A 21,961-nucleotide genomic window follows, 5' to 3' on the forward strand; every position below is an offset into this window, starting at 1 on the left:
GGTGCGGGGCTCCACGTAGACTTGTGCCTCGTGAGTGAACGCACCCTCGTCAGCCAGCTGCAGTCCCGCGAAGACGGCACCGTCACGGTGTCCGGATGGGTGGAGACCGTCCGCGATCAGAAGAAGGTGCAGTTCGTCATCCTGCGCGACGAGACCGGCGCGGTCCAGCTCGTCAACCCGGCGACGCGCCCCGACCCCGATGGCGCCGAACAGGATGCCGCGGCCCTCGCGCTCACGGCCCTCATCTCCGAGTTGTCGACCGGCACCTTCCTCACCGTCACCGGCGAGCTCAAGCACGACGAGCGCGTCAAACTCGGCGGCGTCGAGATCAAGATCGCCACCCTCGACATCGCCGCCGCGGCCCTGCCCGAGACGCCGATCGCCGCCGACAGCGGCCTCGACAAGCGCATGGACTGGCGTTTCATCGACCTGCGCCAGCGTCGCAACAACCTCGTCTTCCGTATCCAGACGACGCTCGAGCACGCGATGCGCTCGTACTGGATCGAGCGCGACTACGTCGAGATCCACTCCCCCAAGCTCATGTCGACTCCCGCCGAGGGCAACGCCGAGCTGTTCGCCCTGGAGTACTTCGGAGAGCAGACCGCCTACCTCGCGCAGAGCCCGCAGCACTTCAAGCAGATGGCACAGGCCGCCGGCTTCGGCAAGGTGTTCGAGATCGGCGACGTCTTCCGCGCCGACCCCAGCTTCACCAGCCGCCACGCGACCGAGTTCACCTCGATCGACGCCGAGATCAGCTGGATCGACTCGTACGAGGACGTCGCGGCGATGCAGGAGGAGCTCCTTGCCGCCGCCTTCCAGGCCGTCAAGGACAAGCACGGCGACGAGATCGCCGAGCTGTTCGGCATCGACGTCGTCGTGCCGACGCTCCCCTTCCCGCGCATCCCGCTGGCCGAAGCCCGCGAGATCGTGAAGGCCCGCGGCTACGACATCCCCCGCACCGACGGCGACCTCGACCCCGAGGGCGAGCGCCAGATCTCGGCGCATGTGCGGGAGACCTTCGGGCACCAGTTCGTGTTCATCACCGACTACCACCCCGAGATCCGCCCGTTCTACCACATGCGCAACCCCGAGACCGGGCTCACCAACAGCTACGACCTGCTGTTCCAGGGCACCGAGATCACGACCGGCGCGCAGCGCGAGCACCGCATCGACGTGCTGGAGGCGCAGGCGCTCGAGAAGGGCCTGTCGCTGGAAGGGCTCGAGCACTACCTCGACTTCTTCCGCTACGGCATCCCGCCCCACGGCGGCTTCGGCATGGGTCTCGCGCGCGTGCTGATGCTCATGCTCGGCCAGGATTCCATCCGTGAGGTCACCTTCCTCTTCCGCGGGCCGACGCGACTGGCTCCCTGACCGGGAGTCCGAGCCGGAGTTGCTTCGTACCCGGGGGCCGCGCCTAGCCTGGATGCTCCCCCGCCGAAGGAGACCGCCATGTGGGACAACTGGCTCGAACTCGCCATCGCGGTGGCCATCGCGGTGGTCGCGGCGTTGCTGTTCACCGTCGCGACCACGCTGATCGTTCGCCTCATGGCGCGGCGCGCCGACTGGCCGACGCGCCTCATCCGTCACGGGCGGCGACCGTTCCGCGTGCTCATCCTGGTGGTCGCAGTGTGGATCGCGGTCGCGGTGGTCGTTCCGGGAGACGCCCCGTGGATGCCGCTGCTCAGCCAGCTGTTCACGATCGCCGCGATCCTCGCCAGCGCCTGGCTGCTCGCCGGACTGGTCGCCTTCGCCGGCGACCTGGCGCTGGGCCGCTACCGCATCGACGTCCCGAACAACCGGGTCGCCCGCCGGATCAGAACCCAGGTGCTCATCCTTCGCCGGCTGGCGATCGCGTTGATCGTCATCATCGCGATCGGTGCGATGCTCCTCACCTTCCCCGCCGTCCGCACCGTCGGGGCGAGCCTGCTCGCCTCGGCCGGCATCGCGTCCGTCGTCGCGGGCCTGGCCGCGCAGTCGGTGCTGGCCAACATCTTCGCCGGCGTGCAGCTCGTCTTCAGCGACGCCCTGCGCGTGGACGACGTCGTCGTGGTGGAGGGCGAGTGGGGTCGGATCGGGGAGATCACGCTCAGCTACGTCGTCGTCGACATCTGGGACGACCGCCGCCTCGTCCTGCCCTGCACGTACTTCACCACCAAGCCATTCCAGAACTGGACGCGCACCGGCAGCGAACTGCTCGGCTCGGTCGAGCTCGACCTCGACTGGCGCGTATCGCCGGGGCGCATGCGCGAGGAACTCGCGCGGGTTCTCGAGCAGACCCCGCTGTGGGACCGGCGCGCCTCGGTTCTGCAGGTCACCGATGCGACGAACGGATTCGTCCGGGTGCGGGTGCTCGTCACGGCGGTCGACGCGCCGACGCTGTTCGACCTGCGCTGCTACGTGCGCGAGCACCTCGTCGACTGGGTGCACCGCGAAACACCCGGAGCCATCCCCGTGCAGCGCGTGCTGATCCAGGATGCCGAGGCCCTGCGACCCGCATCGGTACACGACGACGCCGCCGTCGACACGGGATCGACCGGACTGTTCACCGGCTCCCCCGAGGCGGAGGAGCGCGCCCGGGCGTTCACGCAGGCGATCCCCATCGTCTCCGGCACCGGCGACGATTCCGAGCACCCTGGGTGACGATCGTCGACAGCGCGCCGCGGGTGTCGCATGCCGCGCGACGGATGCGGCAGGGCGTAGCCTGACCGAGTGCCTCACGCGGATGACATGACGACTTCCCCCATCCGACCCGCCACCGACGCCACCGAGAAGGTGCGCGCCGCACGCGATCACCTGTTCGCGCATCGCGACGACTACGACGGCGCTGTATCGGGGTTCGCCTGGCCGGAGCTGTCCGCGTTCAACTTCGCGCTGGAGTGGTTCGACGTGGTCGCCGGTGAGCATCCCGACCGGGCCGCCGTCACGATCGTCGACGCCGACCTCACGGCGCGGTCGTGGAGCTACGGCGAACTCTCGCGCCGCTCCGATGCCGTCGCCGTCTGGCTGAGCCAGCAGGGACTGCAGCGCGGCGACCGCGTCATCGTGATGCTCGGCAACACGATCGAGCTCTGGGAGGTCATGCTCGGCCTCACCAAGCTCGGCGCCGTCGCCATCCCCACCACGACCCTCCTCTCGCCCGACGATCTCGCCTACCGCATCGCGCACAGCGGCGCCCGCGCGGTCATCGCCCCGGCCGAGACGGCGAGCGCGGTGGATGCCGCGACCACCGGCATCCTGCGCATCGCCGTCGGCGCCGACGCGCCGGAGGGCTGGCTCTCGTTCGACGAGTCGCACGAGGTCACGGCGACGTTCGTCCCGTCGGGACCCACACCGGCCGACGACCTCAATCTGCTGTACTTCACCTCGGGCACCACCTCGGCGACGCCGAAGCTCGTGCGCCACACCCACGTCTCCTACCCGGTGGGCCACCTGTCGACCCTCTGGTGGCTGGGGCTGCGCCCCGGAGACGTCCACATGAACATCTCCTCGCCGGGCTGGGGCAAGCACGCGTGGAGCAATTTCTTCGCCCCCTTCCTCGCCCAGGCGACGGTGTTCGTCTACACGTACGACCGCTTCGACGCCGCGACCCTCATGCACGTGATGGACACCCACGACGTCACCACGTTCTGCGCCCCGCCGACGGTCTGGCGCATGCTGATCCAGGCCGACCTCAGCCTGCTCACGAAGCCGCCGCGCGAACTGCTGGGGGCGGGAGAGCCACTGAACCCCGAGGTGATCTCGCGCGTGCGCGCGGCCTGGGGCCCGACGATCCGCGACGGATACGGCCAGACCGAGATGACCTGCGCGATCGGGAACTCTCCGGGCCAGGTGGTGAAGGACGGTTCGATGGGGCGCCCTCTGCCCGGCTACCCCGTCGTGCTCGTCGACCCGGAGACGGGCGAGCGCGGCGTGGAGGAGGGGGAGATCTGCCTCGACGTGTCCACGCCGATCCTGGGCCTGATGGACGGCTACCACGACGCACCGGAGCGCACCGCCCGGGCCCTGCACGACGGGCTCTACCACACGGGCGACATCGCGTCCCGCGACCAGGACGGCTATCTCTCGTACGTCGGGCGCAGCGACGATGTGTTCAAGGCCTCCGACTACAAGATCTCGCCGTTCGAGCTCGAGTCGGTGCTGCTCGAGCACCCGGCGGTGGCAGAGGCCGCCGTGGTGCCGAGTCCCGACCCGCTCCGCCTCGCGGTGCCGAAGGCCTTCGTGCGCCTGAGTGCGGCGGCGGCCGCGGACCCGCGCGCGGCGGCGGGCGAGATCTTCGCGCACGCCCGCGCCCGCCTCTCCGCCTACCAGCGCGTGCGCCGGCTCGAGTTCGTGGAGGAGCTTCCGAAGACGATCTCGGGAAAGATCCGCCGCGTCGAGCTGCGTGCGGCGGAAGCCGCAACGCGCGAACGGCCTGCGGGCGAGTTCAGCGACCGCGACTTCCGCTGAGGCGACGGCTCAGATCTCGACGGCTCAGATCTCGATGTCGACCGCAACCCGATCGGCACGGATCGTGCCGATGTAAGCCGCGACCTCCTCGTGGGCGGGGTGCACCTGGTAGGCGTCCAGGCCCGCGACGTCCTCGAAGTCGGCGACGAGCACGAGGTCCCAGTTCTGATCGGGGAAGAGGACGTTCGCCCCGGCGCTCATCGCGCGTAGCGTCGGAACGACGCCGACGAGGGCGTTGAGCCGGCGAGCCGCTTCCGCGGCGTGCGCGGCGCGGTCGGCGGGATCGGCGGCGGCCATGCGGAAGGCGACCACGTGGCGAAGGGTCATCGGATGGTGTCCTCTCGGTCAGGGGTCGACAGCGCAGCCCGAAGGCGCTCCGGCGACAGACGCCAATGGGCGTGCAGGCGATCGTCGATGAGCACGACGGGGATCTTCTCCCACCACTGCGCGTAGAGGGCGGGATCGTCCAGGATCGACAGCTCCCGGACGTCGACGGCATTCTCCGGCAGGTCGGCGACCACGGTCTCGACGATCTCCCGTGCGACGTCGCACAGATGGCAATCCGGTTTGGAGATGATCGTGAGGGTGGTCACGCAATCCATTCTGCCGGAGAACACGAAGCGCCCGTCCCGGATCGGTGATCTCGGGGACAGGCGCTCGGTGTCGTTTGCAGCGTGCCGCGACGAATTACTTCTTGTTGCGGCGCTGGTGGCGAGTCTTGCGAAGCAGCTTGCGGTGCTTCTTCTTCGCCATGCGCTTGCGGCGCTTCTTGATGACAGAACCCACGGAAAACCTCACTATGTCAGGGGTCTGGACGCGGGTGGCCGCGTCCGGGAACGGGCATCTCGAAAAATGCCCTCGGATCAGTCTAGCCGACGTCGGCGATAGGACGTTGCACGGCCTCGGTGACGGCCGTCTCGGGCACGCGGTAGCTGCGACCGAACCGTACGGCGGGGAGCTCGCCGGCGTGCACCAGACGGTACACGGTCATCTTCGACACGCGCATGATCTCGGCCACTTCCGCGACCGTCAGAAAACGCACGTCAGAAAGGTCCGGCATCCCATTCCCCCACCGATACCCGATGCGGTGCCTCCGCATTGCTGTGAACCAACATTAGGGTCTCTGTGCGCCGCGTGTAAACCCGTGTGATCGGTGTGACTCGTGTGCTCAGCGACCGGGGAAGCGCTTGAACGCGGTGTCCCACGCGTGCTTCGCGGACGCCGCCGCGCGCCCGACCAGATCGGCGGCCGCGACCGCGGGCTCGGGAAGCGTCGACGCTCCTGCCGGAGCGGGAACGAGATCTTCGTCCAGGAAGGGGACGAGCCAGTCATCGACCGCGTCCAGCGGCGCCGGCGACAGGCTGTAGTAGCGGTGCTGACCCTCTTCGCGCACCGTCACCAGCTCTGCCTCGCGAAGCACCTTGAGGTGCTTGGAGACCGTGGGCTGGCTGACACCCAGCTCGGTGACGATGTGGGACACGCTTGTGCCGTGCTCGCCCGCCGACGCGCGCTCGCGCAGAAGCTGCAGAATGTCCCGACGGGTACCGTCGGCGATCACGTCGAAGATGTCCGCCATGACGATAGGTTAGCCCGCGTCGCGGCCCGGAGTACCATGTCAACGGTTCTTCGTCAGAGAGGGGCGGACCATGACGGGCGACACCGCGGGTGCCCGCGCATGGCGCTCTCTGCGCAGCTCACTCGACGTGACCCGCGATCGCCTGCGCGACGCGACCACGGCCTCGCCGTCGCGGTTCGCGGTGGGCATCTTCCTCGCGCTGATCCTGCTGTTCACCGCACTGTTCTCGCTGCCCGCGGCATCCGCCGACGGTCGGGTCACGCCGTTCGCCGACGCCCTCTTCACCGCGGTGTCGACGATCTGCGTGACGGGGCTGTCGACCGTGAACATGGGGACGCACTGGAGTGCGTTCGGTCACCTGATCGTCTACATCGGCGTGAACGTGGGCGCGATGGGCGTGCTGACCCTGGCATCCATTCTCGGCCTGGTCATCTCCAAACGCCTGGGTCTGCGCGCGAAGCTGATCGCCGCGGGCGACACGAATCCGCTGCGCGCCCACGGCGGACCGGTGAACGAAGGTCAGGCGGTGCGACTGGGCGAGGTCGGCCAGCTTCTGGCCACCGTGGCGCTGTCGACGCTCGTGATCGAGGCCGGGCTCGCCCTGCTGCTGTACCCGTCGCTGCTCGCGAGCGGTGTCGACCCGTGGAGCGCGCTGTGGGAGGCGCCGTATTACGCGGCGATGTCGTTCACCAACACCGGGTTCGCCCCGAATGCCGAGGGCATCGCCCCGTTCGCGCACAACTACCTGTTCCTCACGCTCCTGATGGCGGGAGTGTTCCTGGGATCCATCGGCTTCCCCGTGATCTTCGCGCTGTGGCGCCACCACTTCCATGTCCGTCGCTGGTCGCTGCACGCCAAGCTCACCCTCATCACCACGGTCATCCTCTTCTTCGCCGGCGCCGCGGTCTTCCTGCTGCTCGAGTACGACAACCCGAAGACGTTCGGCGGGATGGATGCCTGGGACACGACCTTCCAGGCGTTCTTCCTGTCCGCGATGACGCGCTCGGGGGGCTTCTCCATCGTCGACATCGGGCAGCTGCACGGATCGTCTCTCGTCGTGGGCTCGATGCTCATGTTCATCGGCGGCGGCTCGGCATCCACCGCCGGCGGCATCAAGGTGACCACCCTCGCCGTCCTCGCCCTCGCCGTCTGGTCCGAGGCCAAGGGCCGGCCCAGCGTGCAGGCGTTCGGCCGCCGCATCCCCAGCGACGTGCAGCGCGTCGCCCTCTCGGTCGTGGCCTGGGGCTCGACCATCGTCGCGGTGTCGACCATCACGATCGCGCAGATCACGAGATACCCCGTGGAGTACGTGCTCTTCGACGTCGTCTCGGGCTTCGCGACCGTCGGACTGTCCACCGGGATCACGCAGGACCTGCCCGATCTCGCCGTCTACGTCATGGCGGCGACGATGTTCATGGGCCGTGTGGGTACCGTCACTCTCGCCGCGGCCGTCGCCGCGACGAGCCGATCGCAGCACTACTCGCTGCCCGTCGAAAGGCCGATCGTTGGTTGAGCAGATCCGGAGCGATGCTCCCGTCCTGGTGATCGGCCTCGGCCGTTTCGGAGCCGCGTGCGCCGGCGAACTCGACCGCCTCGACCGCGAGGTGCTCGCGATCGACGACAACCTCGAGCTCGTGCAGAAGTGGTCCGAGCGCGTCACCCACACGGTGCAGGCCGACGCGCGCAACATCGAAGCACTCAAGCAGATCGGCGCCCAGGACTTCCAGGTGGCCGTCGTCGCCGTCGGCTCGTCGATCGAGGCTTCGGTGCTCATCACGGCGAACCTCGTCGATCTGAAGGTGCCGCAGATCTGGGCCAAGGCCGTCTCGCAGAGCCACGGCAAGATCCTCGCCCGCGTCGGCGCGAATCACGTCATCTACCCCGAGCGCGAGGCGGGCGAGCGCGTCGCGCACCTGGTCAGCGGCCGGATGCTCGACTTCATCCGCTTCGACGACGACTTCGTGCTCGCCAAGATGTATCCGCCGAAGTTCATCCGCGGCATCGGTCTGAACGAATCGGGCGTTCGCACCAAATACAGCGTCACCGTGGTCGGTGTGAAGAGCCCGGGCAAGCCGTTCCGCTACGCGGAGGCCGACACCGTCGTCACCAACCATGACCTCATCATCGTGTCGGGCACCAACAGCGACATCGAGCGTTTCGCCTCGCTCGACCGCTGACCTCGGCATCCGCGCCCGCCCGCCGCGCCCGCCGCCCGCCGGCCGGCCCGCCGCGCCCGCGAGAAACCATCTGCGGTGCGAGAAACCCTGCCGCGCGTGGTTTCTCGACGCGCCGGTGGTTTCTCGCCGCCGCACGGGGGCTCCTCCCCAGGCGGTTCGCGGCGTGGCCGCCGCGGGGAGGGTGGGGATGCGGGCGCGCGGGCGCGGGCGCCGGGGCATGATCTGCGGATGCCGCACCTGCCGACGCACCGTGCCACCACCCGGTCACCGCTTCCGCTCGTCACCGCCGCCGAGGCCCGCGTGCTGCGGCTGGGGGTGAGCGGACCCGGCTTCGCGCGGGTGCGCCGCGGCGTGTACGTGGATGCCGCCGCGGCGGCGCGGCTGGCGCCGTGGCAGCGGTACGCGCTGCGGGTGCACGCGTTCGCGCTCGCCCACCCGGACGCCGTGCTGTGCCTGGAGTCTGCCGCGGTGCTGCTCGGCCTGCCGCTGTTCGGCGAGACGCGCGATATCCACGTGTTCGATCCCGACCGCACGGCGTCCCGACGGTTCGGCGACGTGTGTGTGCACACCAGCACGGACGCGCGGGAGATCGTGCGCGTCGACGGCATCCTGTGCACCTCGCCGGCGGATGCCGTCGTCGATCTCGCCCGCGTGCTTCCGCCCGCGCAGGCGCTCGCCGTCGTGGATGCCGCGATCTCGCCCCGACAGAGCGGCATGCTCGTCGTCGACGATCTCCGGGAGCGGGCCGCGTCGCAGGTCTCCCGTCGGGGCGTCGCTCGACTCGCGTGGGTCTGGGCACACGCGGATACGCGCGCCGAATCGCCCGGCGAAAGCGTCAGCCGCGCCGTCATCCGCTGGTGCGGCTTCGAAGACCCGGTGCTGCAGGCCGAGTTCCGCTACGAGGGGGTGACGGACCGCACGGATTTCCTGTTCCCGACCAGCCGCACGGTCGGCGAGAGCGACGGCTGGGGCAAGTACGGGATCGGCGACAACGACGCGCTCGAGGGAGCCGCGCTGCGCTTTCGTGACGAGAAGCGCCGCGAAGACCGTCTGCGCCGCGCGGGGCATCCGGTCGCGCGCTGGGAAATGGCGGATGCGGTGCGGGTCGAACCGTTGGCCACCGCCCTGCAGCGCGCGTACGTGCGGCTCGTCCGCCCGCGCGACCGCGCTGGACTGGCGACCCTGCGCCACACGCCCCGCGCGCTCCCCCACCGAGCGCGGTGAGAAACCACAAGGGAGACGACACACACCTGCGGTGGTGGTTTCTCGTGCCGAAGGTGGTTTCTCGCGGGCGTGACGCGGCGCGTGGGGCGGGGGCGGGGGTCAGGCGCCGGCGGCCATCTCCTTGGCGCGCGCGAGCGCGGCGTCGGTGGCCTCGGCGAACACACCGTCCAGACGCGCGCCCTGCAGCACCGCGATCGCACGCTCGGTGGTGCCCTTCGGGCTGGTGACGCGTCGGCGCAGCTCGGCGGGGTCTTCGCCCGAGGCGTCGAGCAGCGCCGCCGCGCCGATGAACGTCTGCTCGGCCATCAGGCGCGCGTCGGCGTCGGAGAAGCCCTTGCCGCGCGCGGCTTCGGTGAGCTCCTCGACCAGCAGGAAGAAGTAGGCCGGACCCGATCCCGAGATCGTCGACAGGGCATCGATCTGCGATTCCGGAACCTCGATGACCGCGCCGCACGTCTCGAAGAGGCGACGCACGAGTGCGAGCTCGTCCGCGGATGCCGTGGGGCCCGCCGAGAGGCCGGTCACGGCTTTGCCGACCACCGCCGGGGTGTTCGGCATCGACCGGATCACCGACACCTCCTCACCGACGATGGACGCGAACGTCGCGATCGTGACACCGGCGGCGAGGCTCACGACGATCGCCCCCGGTCGCAGCACGGGCGCGATCTCGCGCAGCAGGTCGGGGACCATGACGGGCTTCACGCCGATGAGCACGATGTCGGCGGATGCGGCGGCACTCGTGTTCGCGTCGCCATCGGTCTCGAGCGAGAGGCTCGTGACGCCGTCGAGTCCCGCCAGCGCATCCGCGCGCGCAGCCGTGCGGTTGGTCACCGTGATCGCGGGGGCCTCACCCGAGCGGACGAGGCCCTGCAGGATCGCGCCTCCCATCGAGCCGGCACCGAGGATCGTGATCGAAGGGAGGGGGGAAGCCATGCTGACATCCTCGCAGAGGAAACAGCAGCCTGCAGAGAAAGCACTGCCCGACGAGGCCGGAAGAACTCCGCCGCGGTCAGAACGCGGTCAGGTCGGTCGTCGGCAGAATGATCTCCATCGACGGGGCGCGACCCTTCTCGATGTGGCTGAAGGCCAGACTCTCGGCGAGACGGGCGTTGCCGTCAGCGATGGCGGCCAGCAGCTCGTCGTGCTCGTGGGACTGCTCACGCGCGTCGCGGTCCACGCCCGTGAGGTAGAACAGCCACACGAGACGTCCGCTCACCACGCGCGTGAGCGAGGTGAGAAGGGTGCTGTCGGCCATCTCCACGATGCCCGCATGGAAGGCGGCGTGGGCCTCGGCGATCGTCAGGCGGTCTCCGCTGGTGACGGCATCGTGCGCCGCGTCGAGTGCGCGCTCGAGCGCCGCGACGGACGCGCCCCGACCTGCATTCTGGGCGGCGAGGCGGGCGGCCAACGACTCGAGACTCAGCCGCACGTCGAACAGCTCGTCGATCGCGCGGCGATCCCACCCCACGACCCGGGCGCTGCGCCGCGGGGACGTCGCGAGGAAGCCGTCGACGCCCAGCTGCAGGATGGCGGCGCGGATGGGGATGCGCGACATCTCCAGCTCGTCGGCCAGGCGTCCCTCGGTGATCGCCGCACCGTCGGCGTAGCGACCGAGGATGATCGCCGTCCGGATGCGCCGATAGGCGGTTGCGGCCAGGGAATCGTCGGCCGACTCCTCCACGTCGGTCATACGGTCCCCTTCACGCTCGGATGGCGACCATTGTGCCAGCGCCCACCGCGCTCGCGCGCGCGCAGAGGACGTGCGTCGCGTAGAGGTCTTGGATGCCGATACCCACCGAGTTGAAGATCGTGAGCCCACCCGGGGCGGCGCCGGGCTCCGCGGCGACCACGTCGCCGAGGGGGATGAGCTGCTCCGGGACGAGGGCTCCCGCCGCGCACGCGTCGCGGACGTTGCCCGACTCGGCGAGCGCGACAGCCGGATCGTCGACGACGACGGCGCGGGCGGCGGCGAAGACGTCGGCGTGCACTTCGCTGAACATGGGCCGCGGCGGGGAGCCGACGGCGTTCACGTGGACATCCGATCCGAGAAGCGCCCGAGAGAGGAACGGCTCCTGCGCCGGCGTCAGGGTGCAGACGACGTCGGCTCCCTCGAGAGCCGACTCCGTCGTCACGGCGACCAGAGCCGGGATCCCCTCGGCGCGCAGCTGCTGAACGCATGCCTCCGCGCGCGCCGCGCTGCGCGACCAGACCCGGATCTGCGCGAGATCCCGCACCCGCACGAGCGCCCGGGCGTGTTCGGCGGCGAGCGGTCCGGCGCCGATGAGCGTGGCCACCTGCGCGTCCGTGCGGGCGAGGACGTCGGTGGCCAGCGCCGTCACGGCCGCCGTGCGCAGGCGCGTCAGCGCACGCCCGTCGATCATGGCGACGCACTCCGCCGTGGCCGCGTCGAACACCGCCACGGTCGATCGCTGGGCGGGCAGCCCGACCGCGCGGTTGCGCGGGGCATCGGCGAGCACCTTGACCGCGAACAGGCCGAGCTCCTCCGACAGGGCGCTCATGGGCACGACGGTCGGAGCGTCGGGACCGGCCGCCCCGACGAACGGCAGCGGGTGAGGGCGGGGCTGCACGGCGCGATGAGCCTGCAGCGCTCTGTGAGCGGCCGCCATCGCACGCCGCATCTCGTCGGCATCCGCGAGAACTTCGACGTCAGCGGAGGTCAGGGTGAGTGTGGTCATCGGATCTCCTTTTGGTATCCCAAATCTAGATCTCCACGTTGCGGCCGCAACACCACCGCATGCGGGTGCCGCGCGGCTCGTTCTGCATGACACCAAGGAGTCCCGCATAATTCCGCGACAAAACGCGCCCATGCATCGGCCGATCGCGCTCAGAAAGTTCACTGCGCGGAAATCGCGCGACACATCGTCGTAACAGAGATGCCCGATTCTGTATCCCAGATTCGCAAACCGGAAGGAGACGAGCATGGCGCGACTGGTCGCACGACGACTGCTCCAGGCGCTGGCGACGATCTTCGCCGTCGTCACCATCGCCTTCGCGCTGGGGCGTCTGAGTGGCAGTCCCGCCGCCCTCCTGCTCGGCGACAACGCATCCCGCGCACAGATCGATGCACTCAACGCGAGCCTGGGTTTCGATCAGCCGCTGTGGAAGCAGTACCTCGACTACCTCGTGGGAATCGTGACCCGCGGGGACTTCGGCGACTCCTACCGTCAGCGCGGCGTGTCGTCGATGGAGCTGGTGCTCGAAAGGGTGCCCGCCTCGCTGCAACTGGGCGCCGTCGGTCTCGTCGCCGGTGTGCTGGTCGCCGTCGTCGCCGCCGTAGCTGTGCACCTCACGCGCAGTACCGGCCTGCGGACGGTGTTGCTCACGGTCGGCTCGGCCCGACAGGCCGTCCCCGACTTCTTCTTCGGGTTGCTCCTCGTCCTGGTGTTCTCCGTGGCGCTGGGGCTGCTGCCGTCGCTGGGCAATCGCGATCCCCTCGCGATCATCATGCCGGCGGCCACCATCGCGACGGCGCAGTTCGTCGTCTACCTGAGACTGCTCGACAACGCGCTGGCGGAGCAGTCCCGCCTGGACTACGCGCGCACCGCGTACGCCCGCGGCGAGAGCCGATTCCGGGTCGTCGTCGCCGAGCTGCTTCCCAACGCCGTCCTGCCCGTGATGACCATCGCCGGCATCAGTCTCGGCTCGTTCCTCGGCGGCCTCGTGATCGTCGAGAACGTCTTCGCCTGGCCGGGTCTCGGACAGCTCATGCTCAGCGCCGTCTACGCCCGCGACTTCCCGGTCGTCCAGTCGGGCCTCATCGTCGTCGCGGCCCTCTTCATCCTCTCCAATGCGCTCGTCGATGTGATGAGCGCACTCGTCGACCCGAGAGTGAGGCACCTCGCATGAGCACGCCCTCCCCCACGATCACGACGACGGACACGCTGCCGCCGGCTCCCGCTGCCGACACCGCCGCACGCATCGCGTGGCCGCGGCTGCGCGCCACGGAGTGGGTCGGCGTCGGCATCCTCGTCGTCGTCGCGGCGTTCATCCTGATCGTCCCGCTGCTGCCCGGCAGCGATCCGTACGGCCAAGACCTTTCCGCGTCGTTCATCCGCCCGTTCACCGACCCGGCCCACCTGCTCGGCACCGACATGCTGGGCCGCGACCTGGCGAGCAGGCTCGCCGTCGGCGGTCAGGTGTCCCTGGGCATCGTCCTGTTCGTGGTCGCGATCAACGCCTTCATCGGGATGGTGACCGGCATGATCGCCGGGTATGCGGGCGGACGCCTGGATAACCTCCTCATGGGGTGGGCCGACGTGCAGTTGGCGATGCCGATCATCCTCGTGCTGATCGCTCTGTCCGCGGCACTCGGACCCAACGTGTGGCTCATGATCCTCACGCTTGCGGCCACCTATTGGGTGGGGTATGCACGCGTCGCCCGCAGCACGGCGATGTCGCTGAAGGGACGGGACTTCGTCATCGCCCCGCGCATCCAGGGAGCGAGCCCGCAGTGGATCGTGTCCACGCACATCGCCCCGCACGTCGGCGTGCAGGTGCTCATCCTCGCCTCGGCCGACATCGGCGGCGTCCTGCTGCTGACATCCTCGTTCGACTACCTCGGACTGGGCGTCCAGGCGCCCACGCCGTCGTGGGGGCTGCTCATCAGCGAGGGGCAGAAGTACGTGCGCGAAGCGCCGTACCTCGCCCTCATCCCCGGTATCGCGATCTTCCTCGTGGTGATCGGAACCAACCTCCTCAGCCAGCGATTCACCGCCGAGCGCGAGCTGTCCGCGCTCCGTCGTCGGAAGAAGGCCCGCGCATGACCCCGGACACGCACCCCCCGACACCCGCCATCCTGCTGAAGGTCGAGGGTCTCGTCGTCGGAACCCGCGACGATCAGGGCCGCGAGATCCGCCTGGTCGACGGCGTGTCTTTCGAGATCGCCGAGGGCGAGGTGCTGTGCATCGTGGGCGAGTCGGGCTCGGGCAAGAGCATCACCATGGCGGCCGTGCTGGGCCTGCTGCCTCCCGGCGTCGACGTGCTGTCCGGCCGGGTCGAGTACCGCGGCGAGGACCTCCTGGCCGCCAGCGAGAAGAGGCTGCGCGAACTGCGCGGCCGTCGCCTGGCGATGGTCTTCCAGGATCCGATGACCGCGCTCAACCCCGTCGCTCGCGTCGGCGCTCAGATCGCGCGCGCCGTGCGACTCCACGGCGACGGCGTCACCCGCGCCCAGGCCGATCGGCGCGCGGCCGAGCTCCTCGCCGCGGTCGGGGTGCCGGATGCCGCGGCGCGCGCCCGCGCGTATCCCCACCAGTGGTCGGGGGGTATGCGCCAGCGCGCCGTGATCGCCGCGGCCATCGCGCACGACCCGGACCTGCTCGTGGCGGATGAGCCGACCACCGCGCTCGATGTGACGATCCAGGCACAGATCATGGATCTGCTGGCGCAGGCGCGTCGTCGCACCGGCGCGGCGATGGCGCTGATCACGCACGATCTCGGACTCGTGGCGCAGACCGCCGATCGCATCGTCATCATGTACTCGGGCCGCGTCGTCGAATCGGGCACGGTCTGGGACCTCTTCGACGCGCCTCGCCATCCCTACACGGCCGGCCTGTTGGCGAGCCTGCTGACCGCCGAGAGCTCCTCGGGGCGCGCCTACGCGATTCCGGGTTCGCCTCCGCAGCCGGCCGCCCGACCGGCGGGGTGCCCGTTCGCCCCGCGATGCGAGCTGCCCGCGAAGTCGGCGCGATGCCGGACCGACCTGCCGCCGCTGCGCGTCGTGTCGCCGGCGCACGACAGCGCGTGCCATCACGCCGAATCCGTCTCCCGCTTCGCCCAGGAGGTCGCCGGATGAGCGCCGCAGAACCCGTCCTGCAGATCGACGACCTGCACGTGCGATTCACCCGACGCACCGGGTGGCGCCGCCGCCACGTCGTCGATGCCGTGGACGGCGTCTCCCTCACCCTGCATCGCGGCGAGACGCTGGGCCTGGTCGGCGAGTCCGGATGCGGCAAGTCGACGCTCGTGCGCACGGTGTTCGGGCTGAACACCCCGGCATCCGGCGAGATCCGCATCCTCGGCCAGCGCATCGACGACTTGCCGCCGCTGCAGCGGCGACGCCTGCGCAACCGCGTGCAGCTGGTGTTCCAAGACCCCTACTCGTCGCTGGATCCGCGCCTCAGCGTCCACGACATCGTCGCCGAGCCGCTCACGATCGTCGGGCGCTACTCCAAAGACCGTGTCGTCGAGTTGCTGGAGAGCGTCGGCATCGGGTCGGAGAGCCTGCGCCGCACCCCCGCACAGTTCTCGGGGGGCCAGCGGCAGCGCATCGGCATTGCCCGCGCGCTCGCTCTCGAGCCGGAGGTGCTCGTCCTCGACGAGCCCGTCTCGGCACTGGACGTGTCGGTCCAGGCGCAGGTGATCAACCTCCTGCAGGACCTGCAGCGCGATCGTCAGCTCTCCTACCTCTTCATCGCACACGACCTGTCCGTCGTCCGCCATCTCTCCGACCGCGTCGCCGTCATGCGCGCCGGTCGCATCGTCGAGATCGGCGCCCGCGACGAGATCTTCGAACGGCCCCAGCACGCGTACACGCGGACGCTCCTGGCCGCGATCCCGATCCCCGACCCGCACCTGCGGGCGGATGCACCACCCGCACCAGCACCTGCCCTCACCCGAACGAACAGAGGAACGCCATGACCCACCGCACATCCCGCGTCCGTCGCGCGCTCGCCGCCGCGGCCGCGCTCACCGGCGCCGCGCTCGTCCTGTCTGCCTGCGCCGGCGGCTCGGCGTCGACCGCCGAGACCCACAACCTGACGATCGGCGTCGTCGCGGAGCCGGAGAAGTCGCCCGACCCGATCATCGACGGGTCGCTGGCGGGCTACAACATCTACTACAACCTGTTCGACCAGCTGACGGTGCTCGATGCCGACGGCAAGATCCAGCCGTCGCTGGCCACGTCGTGGACGCCGAACGCGGACTTCACCCAGTGGACGTTCACGCTCCGCGACGACGTGAAGTTCCAGGACGGCGAGCCGTTGAAGGCGTCGGACGTGGTCTTCACGTACGAGACCGTGCTGCACACGCCCGACTCGGACAACCTCGGCTACATGGGCATGCTGCAGTCGGTGTCGGCGCCCGATGACCACACGGTCGTCTTCGACCTCAACTCGTCGTTCTCGCCCTGGCCGTCGATCACGACGGCGCAGTCGATCGTTCCCGAGAAGGTCTACACCGCGCTCGGCTCGGAGGGCTTCGCCGCCGCGCCCGTCGGCAGCGGCCCCTTCTCCTTCGTCAGCTGGAAGCGCGGCGTCGACTACGTGCTCAAGCGCAACGACGCCTACTGGGGCGGGGCGCCGAAGATCGACACGCTCACCTTCCAGACCGTCTCCGACGAGGAGGCACGCCTCAACGGCGTCATCTCCGGCAGCCTCGATGTCGCCCTGATCTCGCCGAACCAGGTCTCCTCGGCCGAGGGCAGCGGCGTGGACGTGCGCTCCCGCGCCGCCAACGGCACCACCTTCCTCGGCATCAACTCGACGTCCGGCCCGTTGGCCGATGAGCGCGTGCGCCAGGCCGTCTGGCACGCGATCGACCGCGACGCCCTGGTGAAGACCGTGCTGAGCGGTCGCGCGGTGGCCAACGATCAGATCGTGGCCGCCAACGTCACCGGCTACGCGGCCGATGCGAAGGGTCCGGCCTACGACCCCGCCGCCGCGAAGGCGCTGCTCGCCGCGGCCGGCTACAACGGCGAGGCGATCCCCCTGGAGTACGCGACCAGCGGCCGCATCCCGATGAGCGCCGAGATCGCGCAGGCGATCGCGGGCTACCTGGAGGCGGTCGGCTTCACGGTGACCCTCTCCGGAATGGACCAGGCCACGCTCTCCAACCGCATCTACAGCACCGTCGACATGAAGGGGCTCTACCTCAACACGTGGGCGCCCTCGACGATGGACGGCGACATGCCCGCGACGAACCTGTTCGCCGGAGGACAGAACGACTACGCGAAGAGCCCGCAGACGTCGGCTCTCGTCGCGAAGCAACGCAGCGTCGCCGGCGATGACCGGATCGGCGTCTTCCGCGACCTGGCCGAGGCCAACTTCCAGGCCGCCTACATCGTGCCGCTGTTCACGCCCGAGGCCGACTACGCGGTATCGCCGAAGGTCACCTGGACGCCGCGCGTCGACGGCGAGTACGACCTCGCCGATGTGAGCTTCGCCGGCTGATCCCGCCCGACGGGGAGGAGCGACGCACCCGCGCGCTCCTCCCCGTTCCGACCTCTCTCGAAAGGCCCATTCCCGTGACCCTCACTCTGCTGCACGACGTCCGCCCCTGGGGAGGTGCGCCCGCCGACGTGCTGGTGGACGCCGACGGCATCCGCGAGATCGCCGCCCCCGGCACGATCGACCCCGCGATCACCACCGCGGATGCCGTGACGATCCACGGCGACGGCGGCATCCTGATCCCCTCGTTCAGCGACGTGCACGTGCACCTCGACTCGACGCGCATGGGTCTGCCGTTCCGACCGAACACCGCCGGAGAGACGCGTTGGTCGCACATCATGAACGACCGGGAGAACTGGCGCTTCGCCGAGCGCCCGGTCGCCGAACGGGCGACGTACACGCTCGGCCGCATGATCGCCCAGGGCGCCACTCGCGTGCGCAGTCACGCGCAGGTGGATGCCGATTCGGGATTGGAGAAGTTCGAGGGCGTGCTCGCCGCGCGCGAGGCGCATCGGCAGCGTGCGGCGGTCGAGATCGTCGCGTTCCCGCAGGTCGGCATCCATCTCGAAGACGGCGTTCCCGATCTGTTGGATGCCGCCCTGCGTTCGGGAGCCGACCTCATCGGCGGCATCGACCCGTGCGAGATCGATCGCGATCCGGTGCGCCACCTCGACACGGTCTTCGACCTCGCCGACCGCCACGGCGTCGGCGTGGACATCCACCTGCACGAGGGCGGATCGCTCGGGCTGTTCTCCCTCGACCTGGTCCTCGAGCGCACCCGTGCACTCGGCATGACCGGGCGCGTGAGCGTCTCGCACGCGTTCTCGCTGGCCGATCGCTCCCCCGGCGTCGATCGCGCCCTGGAGCAGATCGCGGAGCTCGACGTCGCCCTCACGACGATCGCCCCCAAGGGCTCGCTGTCGGTCCCCCTCGACCTCCCCGTCGAGCGCCTGCTCCAGATGGGCATCCGTGTGGGGCTCGGGATGGACGGACAGCGCGACTACTGGTCGCCGTGGGGTGACGGCGACATGCTGGAGCGCACCTGGATGCTCGCGTTCACGCAGGGCTTCTCCCGCGACGATCTCATCGAGGACTGCCTGGCGATCGGCACCTGGGGCGGCGCTTCGGTCATCGACGCCGCGCTGCCCCGACTCGCTCCCGGCGTCCGCCCCGGCCTCGCCGTCGGTGACCCGGCGGATCTCGTCGTCGTCCGCGGCGACACGCCCACCGCCGCCGTCATGGACCGTGACCCGCGGCGCATCGTCATCCACCGCGGTCGCGTGGTCGCCCAGGACGACGAGCTGACATGACCACGAAGATCCTCGCGGTCAACTGCAACACCGATACGGCCATGACCGCGGCGATCGCGGCGATCGGCCAGGCGGCGGCCTCACCGGGAACGACGGTCGTCGGCGTGACCCCGGCGTGGGGTCCCGCGTCGGCCGAAGGGTATGTCGAGAGCCTGGTGACCGCGACGGCGGTGATGGATGCCGTCGCCCGCCGCACCGACGCCTTCGACGCCGTCGTGATGGCGGGCTTCGGCGAGCACGGTCGGGAGGGGATGCGCCAGCTCATCACCCAGCCCGTCGTCGACATCACGGAGGCGGCGGTGTTCACCGCCTGCCTGCTGGGTCATCGCGTCGGCGTCGTCACGACGGTGGCCTCGGCGCTCGCCGGCATCCACGACAGCATCACGACGATGGGCATGGCCGGCCGCTGCTGCTCCATGCGCGCGGCCGACGTGCACGTCTCGAGCATCGGCGATGATGTCGCCCGCACCGCCGACGCGCTCGAGGGCACGGGACGCGCCGTGCTCGCCGACGGCGCCGACGTGCTCGTGCTCGGCTGCGCCGGTTTCGCCGGACTGGATGCCGAGCTGGAACGCCGGCTGGGGGTGCCCGTGGTCGACGGCGTCGCCGCCGCCGTGCGCTGGGCCGAGAGCCTGGTCGCCCTCGGCAAGCGCACCAGTACGGCCGGTCCGTACGCGCCGCGCGACCGCGAGAAGGTGTGGTCAGGACCGCCCCTGGGAGCTCTCCGCCTGTTGACCTGAAAGTTCATTCATGACGTCAGGTCGTCGGAGTAGGATGCGGTCATGACGCTCCTCGACGGCATCACCTCCCGGATCATCGACACCGATCGCCTGCGCGTCGGCATCCTCGAACGCCGCGGCGACAACCCGGCCGCGACCGCGGATCAGACGGTGATCCTGGTGCACGGCAACGTGTCGTCCAGCCTGTTCTGGCAGGAGCTCATGCAGGATCTGCCCAGCGATCTGCGGGTCGTCGCCATCGACCTCCGCGGCTTCGGCGAGACCGAGAGCGCGCCCGTCGACGCGACGCGCGGCGTCCGTGACTTCAGCGACGACGTGTTCGCCACGCTGCAGGCGCTGGGCATCGAGACGGCCCACCTCGTCGGCTGGTCGATGGGCGGCGGCGTGGTCATGCAGTACGCGATCGACCACCCCGCACGCTCCCTCACGCTGCAGGCTCCGGTCTCGCCCTACGGCTTTGGCGGCACCCGCCGCGACGGATCGCGCGTGACCGCCGACGATGCGGGTTGCGGTGCGGGCGGCGCCAACCCCGACTTCGTCCAGCGCCTCACCGACCGCGACACGACCGACGAGGCCCCCACGTCGCCGCGCAGCGTCTTCCGCTCGGGTTACGTCGCGCCCGGCTACGCGAGCGCGCACGAGGACATCTGGGTCGAGTCGATGAACACCACCTCCACCGCGACGGGCAACTACCCCGGCGACAGCGTCGCCAGCGAGAACTGGCCGGGATTCGCCGCCGGACGGCTGGGCGTGCTGAACACCATGGCGCCGCAGTACTTCGACACGTCGGCGATCGTGGAGATCAGTCCCAAGCCGCCCGTCCTCTGGGTGCGCGGCTCCGCCGACGCGATCGTCTCGGACGCCTCGTTCTTCGACATCAACCACCTCGGCGCGCTCGGCGTGATCCCGGGGTGGCCGGGCGCTGAGCTCGCCCCCGCGCAGGAGATGGTGTCGCAGACCCGCGACGTGCTCGACGCCTACCGCGCGGCGGGAGGCACCGTCACCGAAGTGGTCTTCGAGGGCGTCGGCCACGCGCCGCACCTGGAGCGGCCCGCACAGTTCCGCCGCGCCCTGCTGGAGAACATCGGCTACATCGGCCGGCCGGCCGATCCCGCCCCGCCCACCGAGGCGATCATCCTCAGCTCCTCCGACTGAGCCGGGGCACCTCGTCAGCGACGGGCGTCGAAGAAGGTGCGCAGCAGAGCGCGCGCGTCGTCCTCGAGGATGCCGCCGACCACCTCGGCCCGCACCGGAAGCCGCCGGTCGCGCAGCACGTCGTACACCGATCCGGCAGCTCCCGCCTTCTCGTCCCACGCGCCGAACACGACGCGTGTGATGTGCGCCTGCAGAATGGCGCCCGCGCACATCAGGCAGGGCTCGAGGGTGACCGTGAGCGTGCACCCCTCCAGATTCCAGGTGCCGAGGGATGCCGCGGCCTCGCGCAGCGCCACGATCTCCGCGTGGGCGGTGGGATCGGCCGTGGCTTCGCGCCGATTGCGTCCGACGCCGATCACGGTGCCCGCGGCATCCCGCACGACGGCACCCACCGGGATCTCGCCCGCGGCAGCGGCCTCGGCGGCGAGCGCGAGCGCGCGACGCAGCGCGTTCTCGTCGTCGGCACGCACGGGCAGGCTCATGCCTTCAGCGTAGGCTGAGATCATGCGCGTGCACGTTGCCGATCACCCCCTCATCACCCACAAGCTGACCGTGCTGCGCGACGAGCGCACACCGTCGCCGGTGTTCCGTCAGCTCACCGAGGAGCTGCTGACGCTTCTCGCCTACGAGGCGACCCGCAGCGTGCGCGTCGAAGAGGTCGAGATCCAGACGCCCGTCACGACGACGACCGGGGTGCGCATCTCCGAGCCGCGACCCCTCGTGGTGCCGATCCTGCGCGCCGGCCTCGGCATGCTCGACGGAATGGTGAAGCTGCTGCCCACCGCCGAGATCGGCTTCCTCGGCATGGCGCGCAACGAGCAGACCCTGCAGCCCTACACGTACGCCGAGCGCCTTCCCGACGACCTCAGCGACCGCCAGTGCTTCGTTCTCGACCCGATGCTCGCGACCGGTGGATCGCTCGGCGCGGCGATCGACTTCCTCTTCGCCCGCGGCGCGCAGGACGTGACCGCGATCTGCATCCTCGGCGCACCCGAGGGCGTCGCGAAGATCGAGGAGCTCGTGGGCGAGCGCGACGTGACCCTCGTGCTCGGTGCGCTCGACGAGCGCCTGAACGAGAAGGGCTACATCGTTCCCGGCCTCGGGGACGCCGGCGACCGCCTCTACGGCACCGTCTGAGCCCCCTCGA

24 protein-coding genes are annotated in these 21,961 nt (G+C 70.0%); 15 read left to right on the top strand and 9 right to left on the bottom strand.

The annotated features are described in order from the left end of the window. Nucleotides 1-30 precede the first annotated feature (30 nt). The 3 genes from aspS (at nucleotide 31) to ACT53O_RS14750 (ending at nucleotide 4,446) form a co-directional block, all read left to right on the top strand. Nucleotides 31-1,371, top strand: coding sequence for an aspartate--tRNA(Asn) ligase (aspS, locus tag ACT53O_RS14740; protein WP_476153249.1), 1,341 nt, complete (start codon nucleotides 31-33; stop codon nucleotides 1,369-1,371). Between the two features lie 78 nt (nucleotides 1,372-1,449). After that, nucleotides 1,450-2,640 (top strand): mechanosensitive ion channel family protein, encoded by a 1,191-nt coding sequence (locus tag ACT53O_RS14745; RefSeq protein ID WP_476153251.1) that lies wholly within the window; start codon nucleotides 1,450-1,452, stop codon nucleotides 2,638-2,640. Between the two features lie 87 nt (nucleotides 2,641-2,727). Next, on the top strand, nucleotides 2,728-4,446 hold the full coding sequence (locus ACT53O_RS14750) for an AMP-binding protein (RefSeq protein WP_476153253.1): 1,719 nt from the start codon (nucleotides 2,728-2,730) through the stop codon (nucleotides 4,444-4,446). 24 nt (nucleotides 4,447-4,470) lie between these two features. Here the strand turns inward: ACT53O_RS14750 and ACT53O_RS14755 are convergent, their stop codons facing one another. The 5 genes from ACT53O_RS14755 to ACT53O_RS14775 form a co-directional block, all read right to left on the bottom strand. Next, nucleotides 4,471-4,773 (bottom strand): Dabb family protein, encoded by a 303-nt coding sequence (locus ACT53O_RS14755; RefSeq protein ID WP_036321684.1) that lies wholly within the window; start codon nucleotides 4,771-4,773, stop codon nucleotides 4,471-4,473. Continuing rightward, on the bottom strand, nucleotides 4,770-5,039 hold the full coding sequence (locus tag ACT53O_RS14760) for a glutaredoxin family protein (protein WP_476153255.1): 270 nt from the start codon (nucleotides 5,037-5,039) through the stop codon (nucleotides 4,770-4,772). The genes ACT53O_RS14755 and ACT53O_RS14760 overlap by 4 nt, the downstream gene beginning before the upstream one ends. Nucleotides 5,040-5,133: 94 nt before the next feature. Next, entirely contained in the window at nucleotides 5,134-5,232 is a 99-nt protein-coding gene (locus ACT53O_RS14765) for a 30S ribosomal protein bS22 (protein ID WP_003792170.1), read from the bottom strand. An 82-nt stretch (nucleotides 5,233-5,314) separates the two neighbouring features. Then, nucleotides 5,315-5,506, bottom strand: coding sequence for a helix-turn-helix domain-containing protein (locus ACT53O_RS14770; RefSeq protein WP_005049784.1), 192 nt, complete (start codon nucleotides 5,504-5,506; stop codon nucleotides 5,315-5,317). Between the two features lie 108 nt (nucleotides 5,507-5,614). Beyond that, nucleotides 5,615-6,022: an ArsR/SmtB family transcription factor gene (locus ACT53O_RS14775; RefSeq protein WP_112931760.1), complete on the bottom strand. Its 408-nt coding sequence runs from the start codon at nucleotides 6,020-6,022 to the stop codon at nucleotides 5,615-5,617. 70 nt (nucleotides 6,023-6,092) lie between these two features. On the opposite strand from ACT53O_RS14775, the gene ACT53O_RS14780 reads away from it, so the two are divergent. From ACT53O_RS14780 to ACT53O_RS14790, 3 genes are all read left to right on the top strand, one after another. Beyond that, the gene (locus ACT53O_RS14780) at nucleotides 6,093-7,535 is read left to right on the top strand and encodes a TrkH family potassium uptake protein (protein ID WP_476153258.1); all 1,443 of its coding nucleotides are present in this window, start codon (nucleotides 6,093-6,095) and stop codon (nucleotides 7,533-7,535) included. Next, complete coding sequence (locus ACT53O_RS14785; RefSeq protein ID WP_036321973.1) at nucleotides 7,528-8,199, top strand: potassium channel family protein; 672 nt, start codon at nucleotides 7,528-7,530, stop codon at nucleotides 8,197-8,199. The genes ACT53O_RS14780 and ACT53O_RS14785 overlap by 8 nt, the downstream gene beginning before the upstream one ends. Before the next feature lie 228 nt (nucleotides 8,200-8,427). After that, nucleotides 8,428-9,423, top strand: coding sequence for a hypothetical protein (locus tag ACT53O_RS14790; protein ID WP_112931761.1), 996 nt, complete (start codon nucleotides 8,428-8,430; stop codon nucleotides 9,421-9,423). A 99-nt stretch (nucleotides 9,424-9,522) separates the two neighbouring features. On the opposite strand, the gene proC is transcribed toward ACT53O_RS14790, so the two are convergent. From proC to ACT53O_RS14805, 3 genes are all read right to left on the bottom strand, one after another. Further along, nucleotides 9,523-10,356, bottom strand: a complete 834-nt coding sequence (gene proC, locus ACT53O_RS14795; RefSeq protein ID WP_476153261.1) for a pyrroline-5-carboxylate reductase — start codon at nucleotides 10,354-10,356, stop codon at nucleotides 9,523-9,525. Between the two features lie 76 nt (nucleotides 10,357-10,432). Next, the gene (locus tag ACT53O_RS14800; protein ID WP_112931762.1) at nucleotides 10,433-11,113 is read right to left on the bottom strand and encodes a GntR family transcriptional regulator; all 681 of its coding nucleotides are present in this window, start codon (nucleotides 11,111-11,113) and stop codon (nucleotides 10,433-10,435) included. A 10-nt stretch (nucleotides 11,114-11,123) separates the two neighbouring features. Next, nucleotides 11,124-12,119, bottom strand: coding sequence for an ornithine cyclodeaminase family protein (locus ACT53O_RS14805; RefSeq protein WP_476153263.1), 996 nt, complete (start codon nucleotides 12,117-12,119; stop codon nucleotides 11,124-11,126). Between the two features lie 244 nt (nucleotides 12,120-12,363). On the opposite strand from ACT53O_RS14805, the gene ACT53O_RS14810 reads away from it, so the two are divergent. The 8 genes from ACT53O_RS14810 to ACT53O_RS14845 all read left to right on the top strand — a co-directional run bounded on the left by ACT53O_RS14810 (nucleotide 12,364) and on the right by ACT53O_RS14845 (nucleotide 20,814). After that, nucleotides 12,364-13,290: an ABC transporter permease gene (locus tag ACT53O_RS14810; RefSeq protein WP_112931763.1), complete on the top strand. Its 927-nt coding sequence runs from the start codon at nucleotides 12,364-12,366 to the stop codon at nucleotides 13,288-13,290. Then, nucleotides 13,287-14,207 (top strand): ABC transporter permease, encoded by a 921-nt coding sequence (locus tag ACT53O_RS14815; RefSeq protein WP_112931764.1) that lies wholly within the window; start codon nucleotides 13,287-13,289, stop codon nucleotides 14,205-14,207. The genes ACT53O_RS14810 and ACT53O_RS14815 overlap by 4 nt, the downstream gene beginning before the upstream one ends. Beyond that, a complete protein-coding gene (locus tag ACT53O_RS14820) occupies nucleotides 14,204-15,238 on the top strand; it encodes an ABC transporter ATP-binding protein (protein WP_476153266.1) in 1,035 nt (344 codons plus the stop codon). The genes ACT53O_RS14815 and ACT53O_RS14820 overlap by 4 nt, the downstream gene beginning before the upstream one ends. After that, nucleotides 15,235-16,083, top strand: coding sequence for an ATP-binding cassette domain-containing protein (locus ACT53O_RS14825; RefSeq protein WP_476153268.1), 849 nt, complete (start codon nucleotides 15,235-15,237; stop codon nucleotides 16,081-16,083). The genes ACT53O_RS14820 and ACT53O_RS14825 overlap by 4 nt, the downstream gene beginning before the upstream one ends. Beyond that, complete coding sequence (locus ACT53O_RS14830; RefSeq protein WP_476153270.1) at nucleotides 16,080-17,612, top strand: ABC transporter substrate-binding protein; 1,533 nt, start codon at nucleotides 16,080-16,082, stop codon at nucleotides 17,610-17,612. Before ACT53O_RS14825 ends, ACT53O_RS14830 begins: the two co-directional genes overlap by 4 nt. A 74-nt stretch (nucleotides 17,613-17,686) precedes the next feature. Continuing rightward, nucleotides 17,687-18,919 (top strand): amidohydrolase family protein, encoded by a 1,233-nt coding sequence (locus ACT53O_RS14835; RefSeq protein ID WP_476153272.1) that lies wholly within the window; start codon nucleotides 17,687-17,689, stop codon nucleotides 18,917-18,919. After that, on the top strand, nucleotides 18,916-19,659 hold the full coding sequence (locus ACT53O_RS14840; protein WP_476153274.1) for an aspartate/glutamate racemase family protein: 744 nt from the start codon (nucleotides 18,916-18,918) through the stop codon (nucleotides 19,657-19,659). The genes ACT53O_RS14835 and ACT53O_RS14840 overlap by 4 nt, the downstream gene beginning before the upstream one ends. A gap of 42 nt (nucleotides 19,660-19,701) precedes the next feature. Further along, nucleotides 19,702-20,814: an alpha/beta fold hydrolase gene (locus ACT53O_RS14845; protein WP_036321998.1), complete on the top strand. Its 1,113-nt coding sequence runs from the start codon at nucleotides 19,702-19,704 to the stop codon at nucleotides 20,812-20,814. 14 nt (nucleotides 20,815-20,828) lie between these two features. On the opposite strand, the gene ACT53O_RS14850 is transcribed toward ACT53O_RS14845, so the two are convergent. Then, nucleotides 20,829-21,296, bottom strand: coding sequence for a nucleoside deaminase (locus tag ACT53O_RS14850; protein WP_061682450.1), 468 nt, complete (start codon nucleotides 21,294-21,296; stop codon nucleotides 20,829-20,831). Between the two features lie 22 nt (nucleotides 21,297-21,318). On the opposite strand from ACT53O_RS14850, the gene upp reads away from it, so the two are divergent. After that, nucleotides 21,319-21,951: a uracil phosphoribosyltransferase gene (upp, locus tag ACT53O_RS14855; RefSeq protein ID WP_294945074.1), complete on the top strand. Its 633-nt coding sequence runs from the start codon at nucleotides 21,319-21,321 to the stop codon at nucleotides 21,949-21,951. Nucleotides 21,952-21,961 lie beyond the last annotated feature (10 nt).

This window comes from Microbacterium sp. DMC48 (assembly GCF_056313825.1).

Coding starts and splice junctions, on each gene's coding strand:
- ACT53O_RS14790 (WP_112931761.1), top strand. CDS start 8,428: ATGCCGCACCTGCCGACGCACCGTGCCACCACCCGGTCACCGCTTCCG.
- upp (WP_294945074.1), top strand. CDS start 21,319: ATGCGCGTGCACGTTGCCGATCACCCCCTCATCACCCACAAGCTGACC.
- ACT53O_RS14750 (WP_476153253.1), top strand. CDS start 2,728: ATGACGACTTCCCCCATCCGACCCGCCACCGACGCCACCGAGAAGGTG.
- ACT53O_RS14800 (WP_112931762.1), bottom strand. CDS start 11,113: ATGACCGACGTGGAGGAGTCGGCCGACGATTCCCTGGCCGCAACCGCC.
- ACT53O_RS14815 (WP_112931764.1), top strand. CDS start 13,287: ATGAGCACGCCCTCCCCCACGATCACGACGACGGACACGCTGCCGCCG.
- ACT53O_RS14820 (WP_476153266.1), top strand. CDS start 14,204: ATGACCCCGGACACGCACCCCCCGACACCCGCCATCCTGCTGAAGGTC.
- ACT53O_RS14830 (WP_476153270.1), top strand. CDS start 16,080: ATGACCCACCGCACATCCCGCGTCCGTCGCGCGCTCGCCGCCGCGGCC.
- ACT53O_RS14780 (WP_476153258.1), top strand. CDS start 6,093: ATGACGGGCGACACCGCGGGTGCCCGCGCATGGCGCTCTCTGCGCAGC.
- ACT53O_RS14770 (WP_005049784.1), bottom strand. CDS start 5,506: ATGCCGGACCTTTCTGACGTGCGTTTTCTGACGGTCGCGGAAGTGGCC.
- ACT53O_RS14810 (WP_112931763.1), top strand. CDS start 12,364: ATGGCGCGACTGGTCGCACGACGACTGCTCCAGGCGCTGGCGACGATC.
- ACT53O_RS14745 (WP_476153251.1), top strand. CDS start 1,450: ATGTGGGACAACTGGCTCGAACTCGCCATCGCGGTGGCCATCGCGGTG.
- ACT53O_RS14825 (WP_476153268.1), top strand. CDS start 15,235: ATGAGCGCCGCAGAACCCGTCCTGCAGATCGACGACCTGCACGTGCGA.
- ACT53O_RS14775 (WP_112931760.1), bottom strand. CDS start 6,022: ATGGCGGACATCTTCGACGTGATCGCCGACGGTACCCGTCGGGACATT.
- ACT53O_RS14845 (WP_036321998.1), top strand. CDS start 19,702: ATGACGCTCCTCGACGGCATCACCTCCCGGATCATCGACACCGATCGC.
- ACT53O_RS14805 (WP_476153263.1), bottom strand. CDS start 12,119: ATGACCACACTCACCCTGACCTCCGCTGACGTCGAAGTTCTCGCGGAT.
- ACT53O_RS14755 (WP_036321684.1), bottom strand. CDS start 4,773: ATGACCCTTCGCCACGTGGTCGCCTTCCGCATGGCCGCCGCCGATCCC.
- ACT53O_RS14840 (WP_476153274.1), top strand. CDS start 18,916: ATGACCACGAAGATCCTCGCGGTCAACTGCAACACCGATACGGCCATG.
- proC (WP_476153261.1), bottom strand. CDS start 10,356: ATGGCTTCCCCCCTCCCTTCGATCACGATCCTCGGTGCCGGCTCGATG.
- ACT53O_RS14850 (WP_061682450.1), bottom strand. CDS start 21,296: ATGAGCCTGCCCGTGCGTGCCGACGACGAGAACGCGCTGCGTCGCGCG.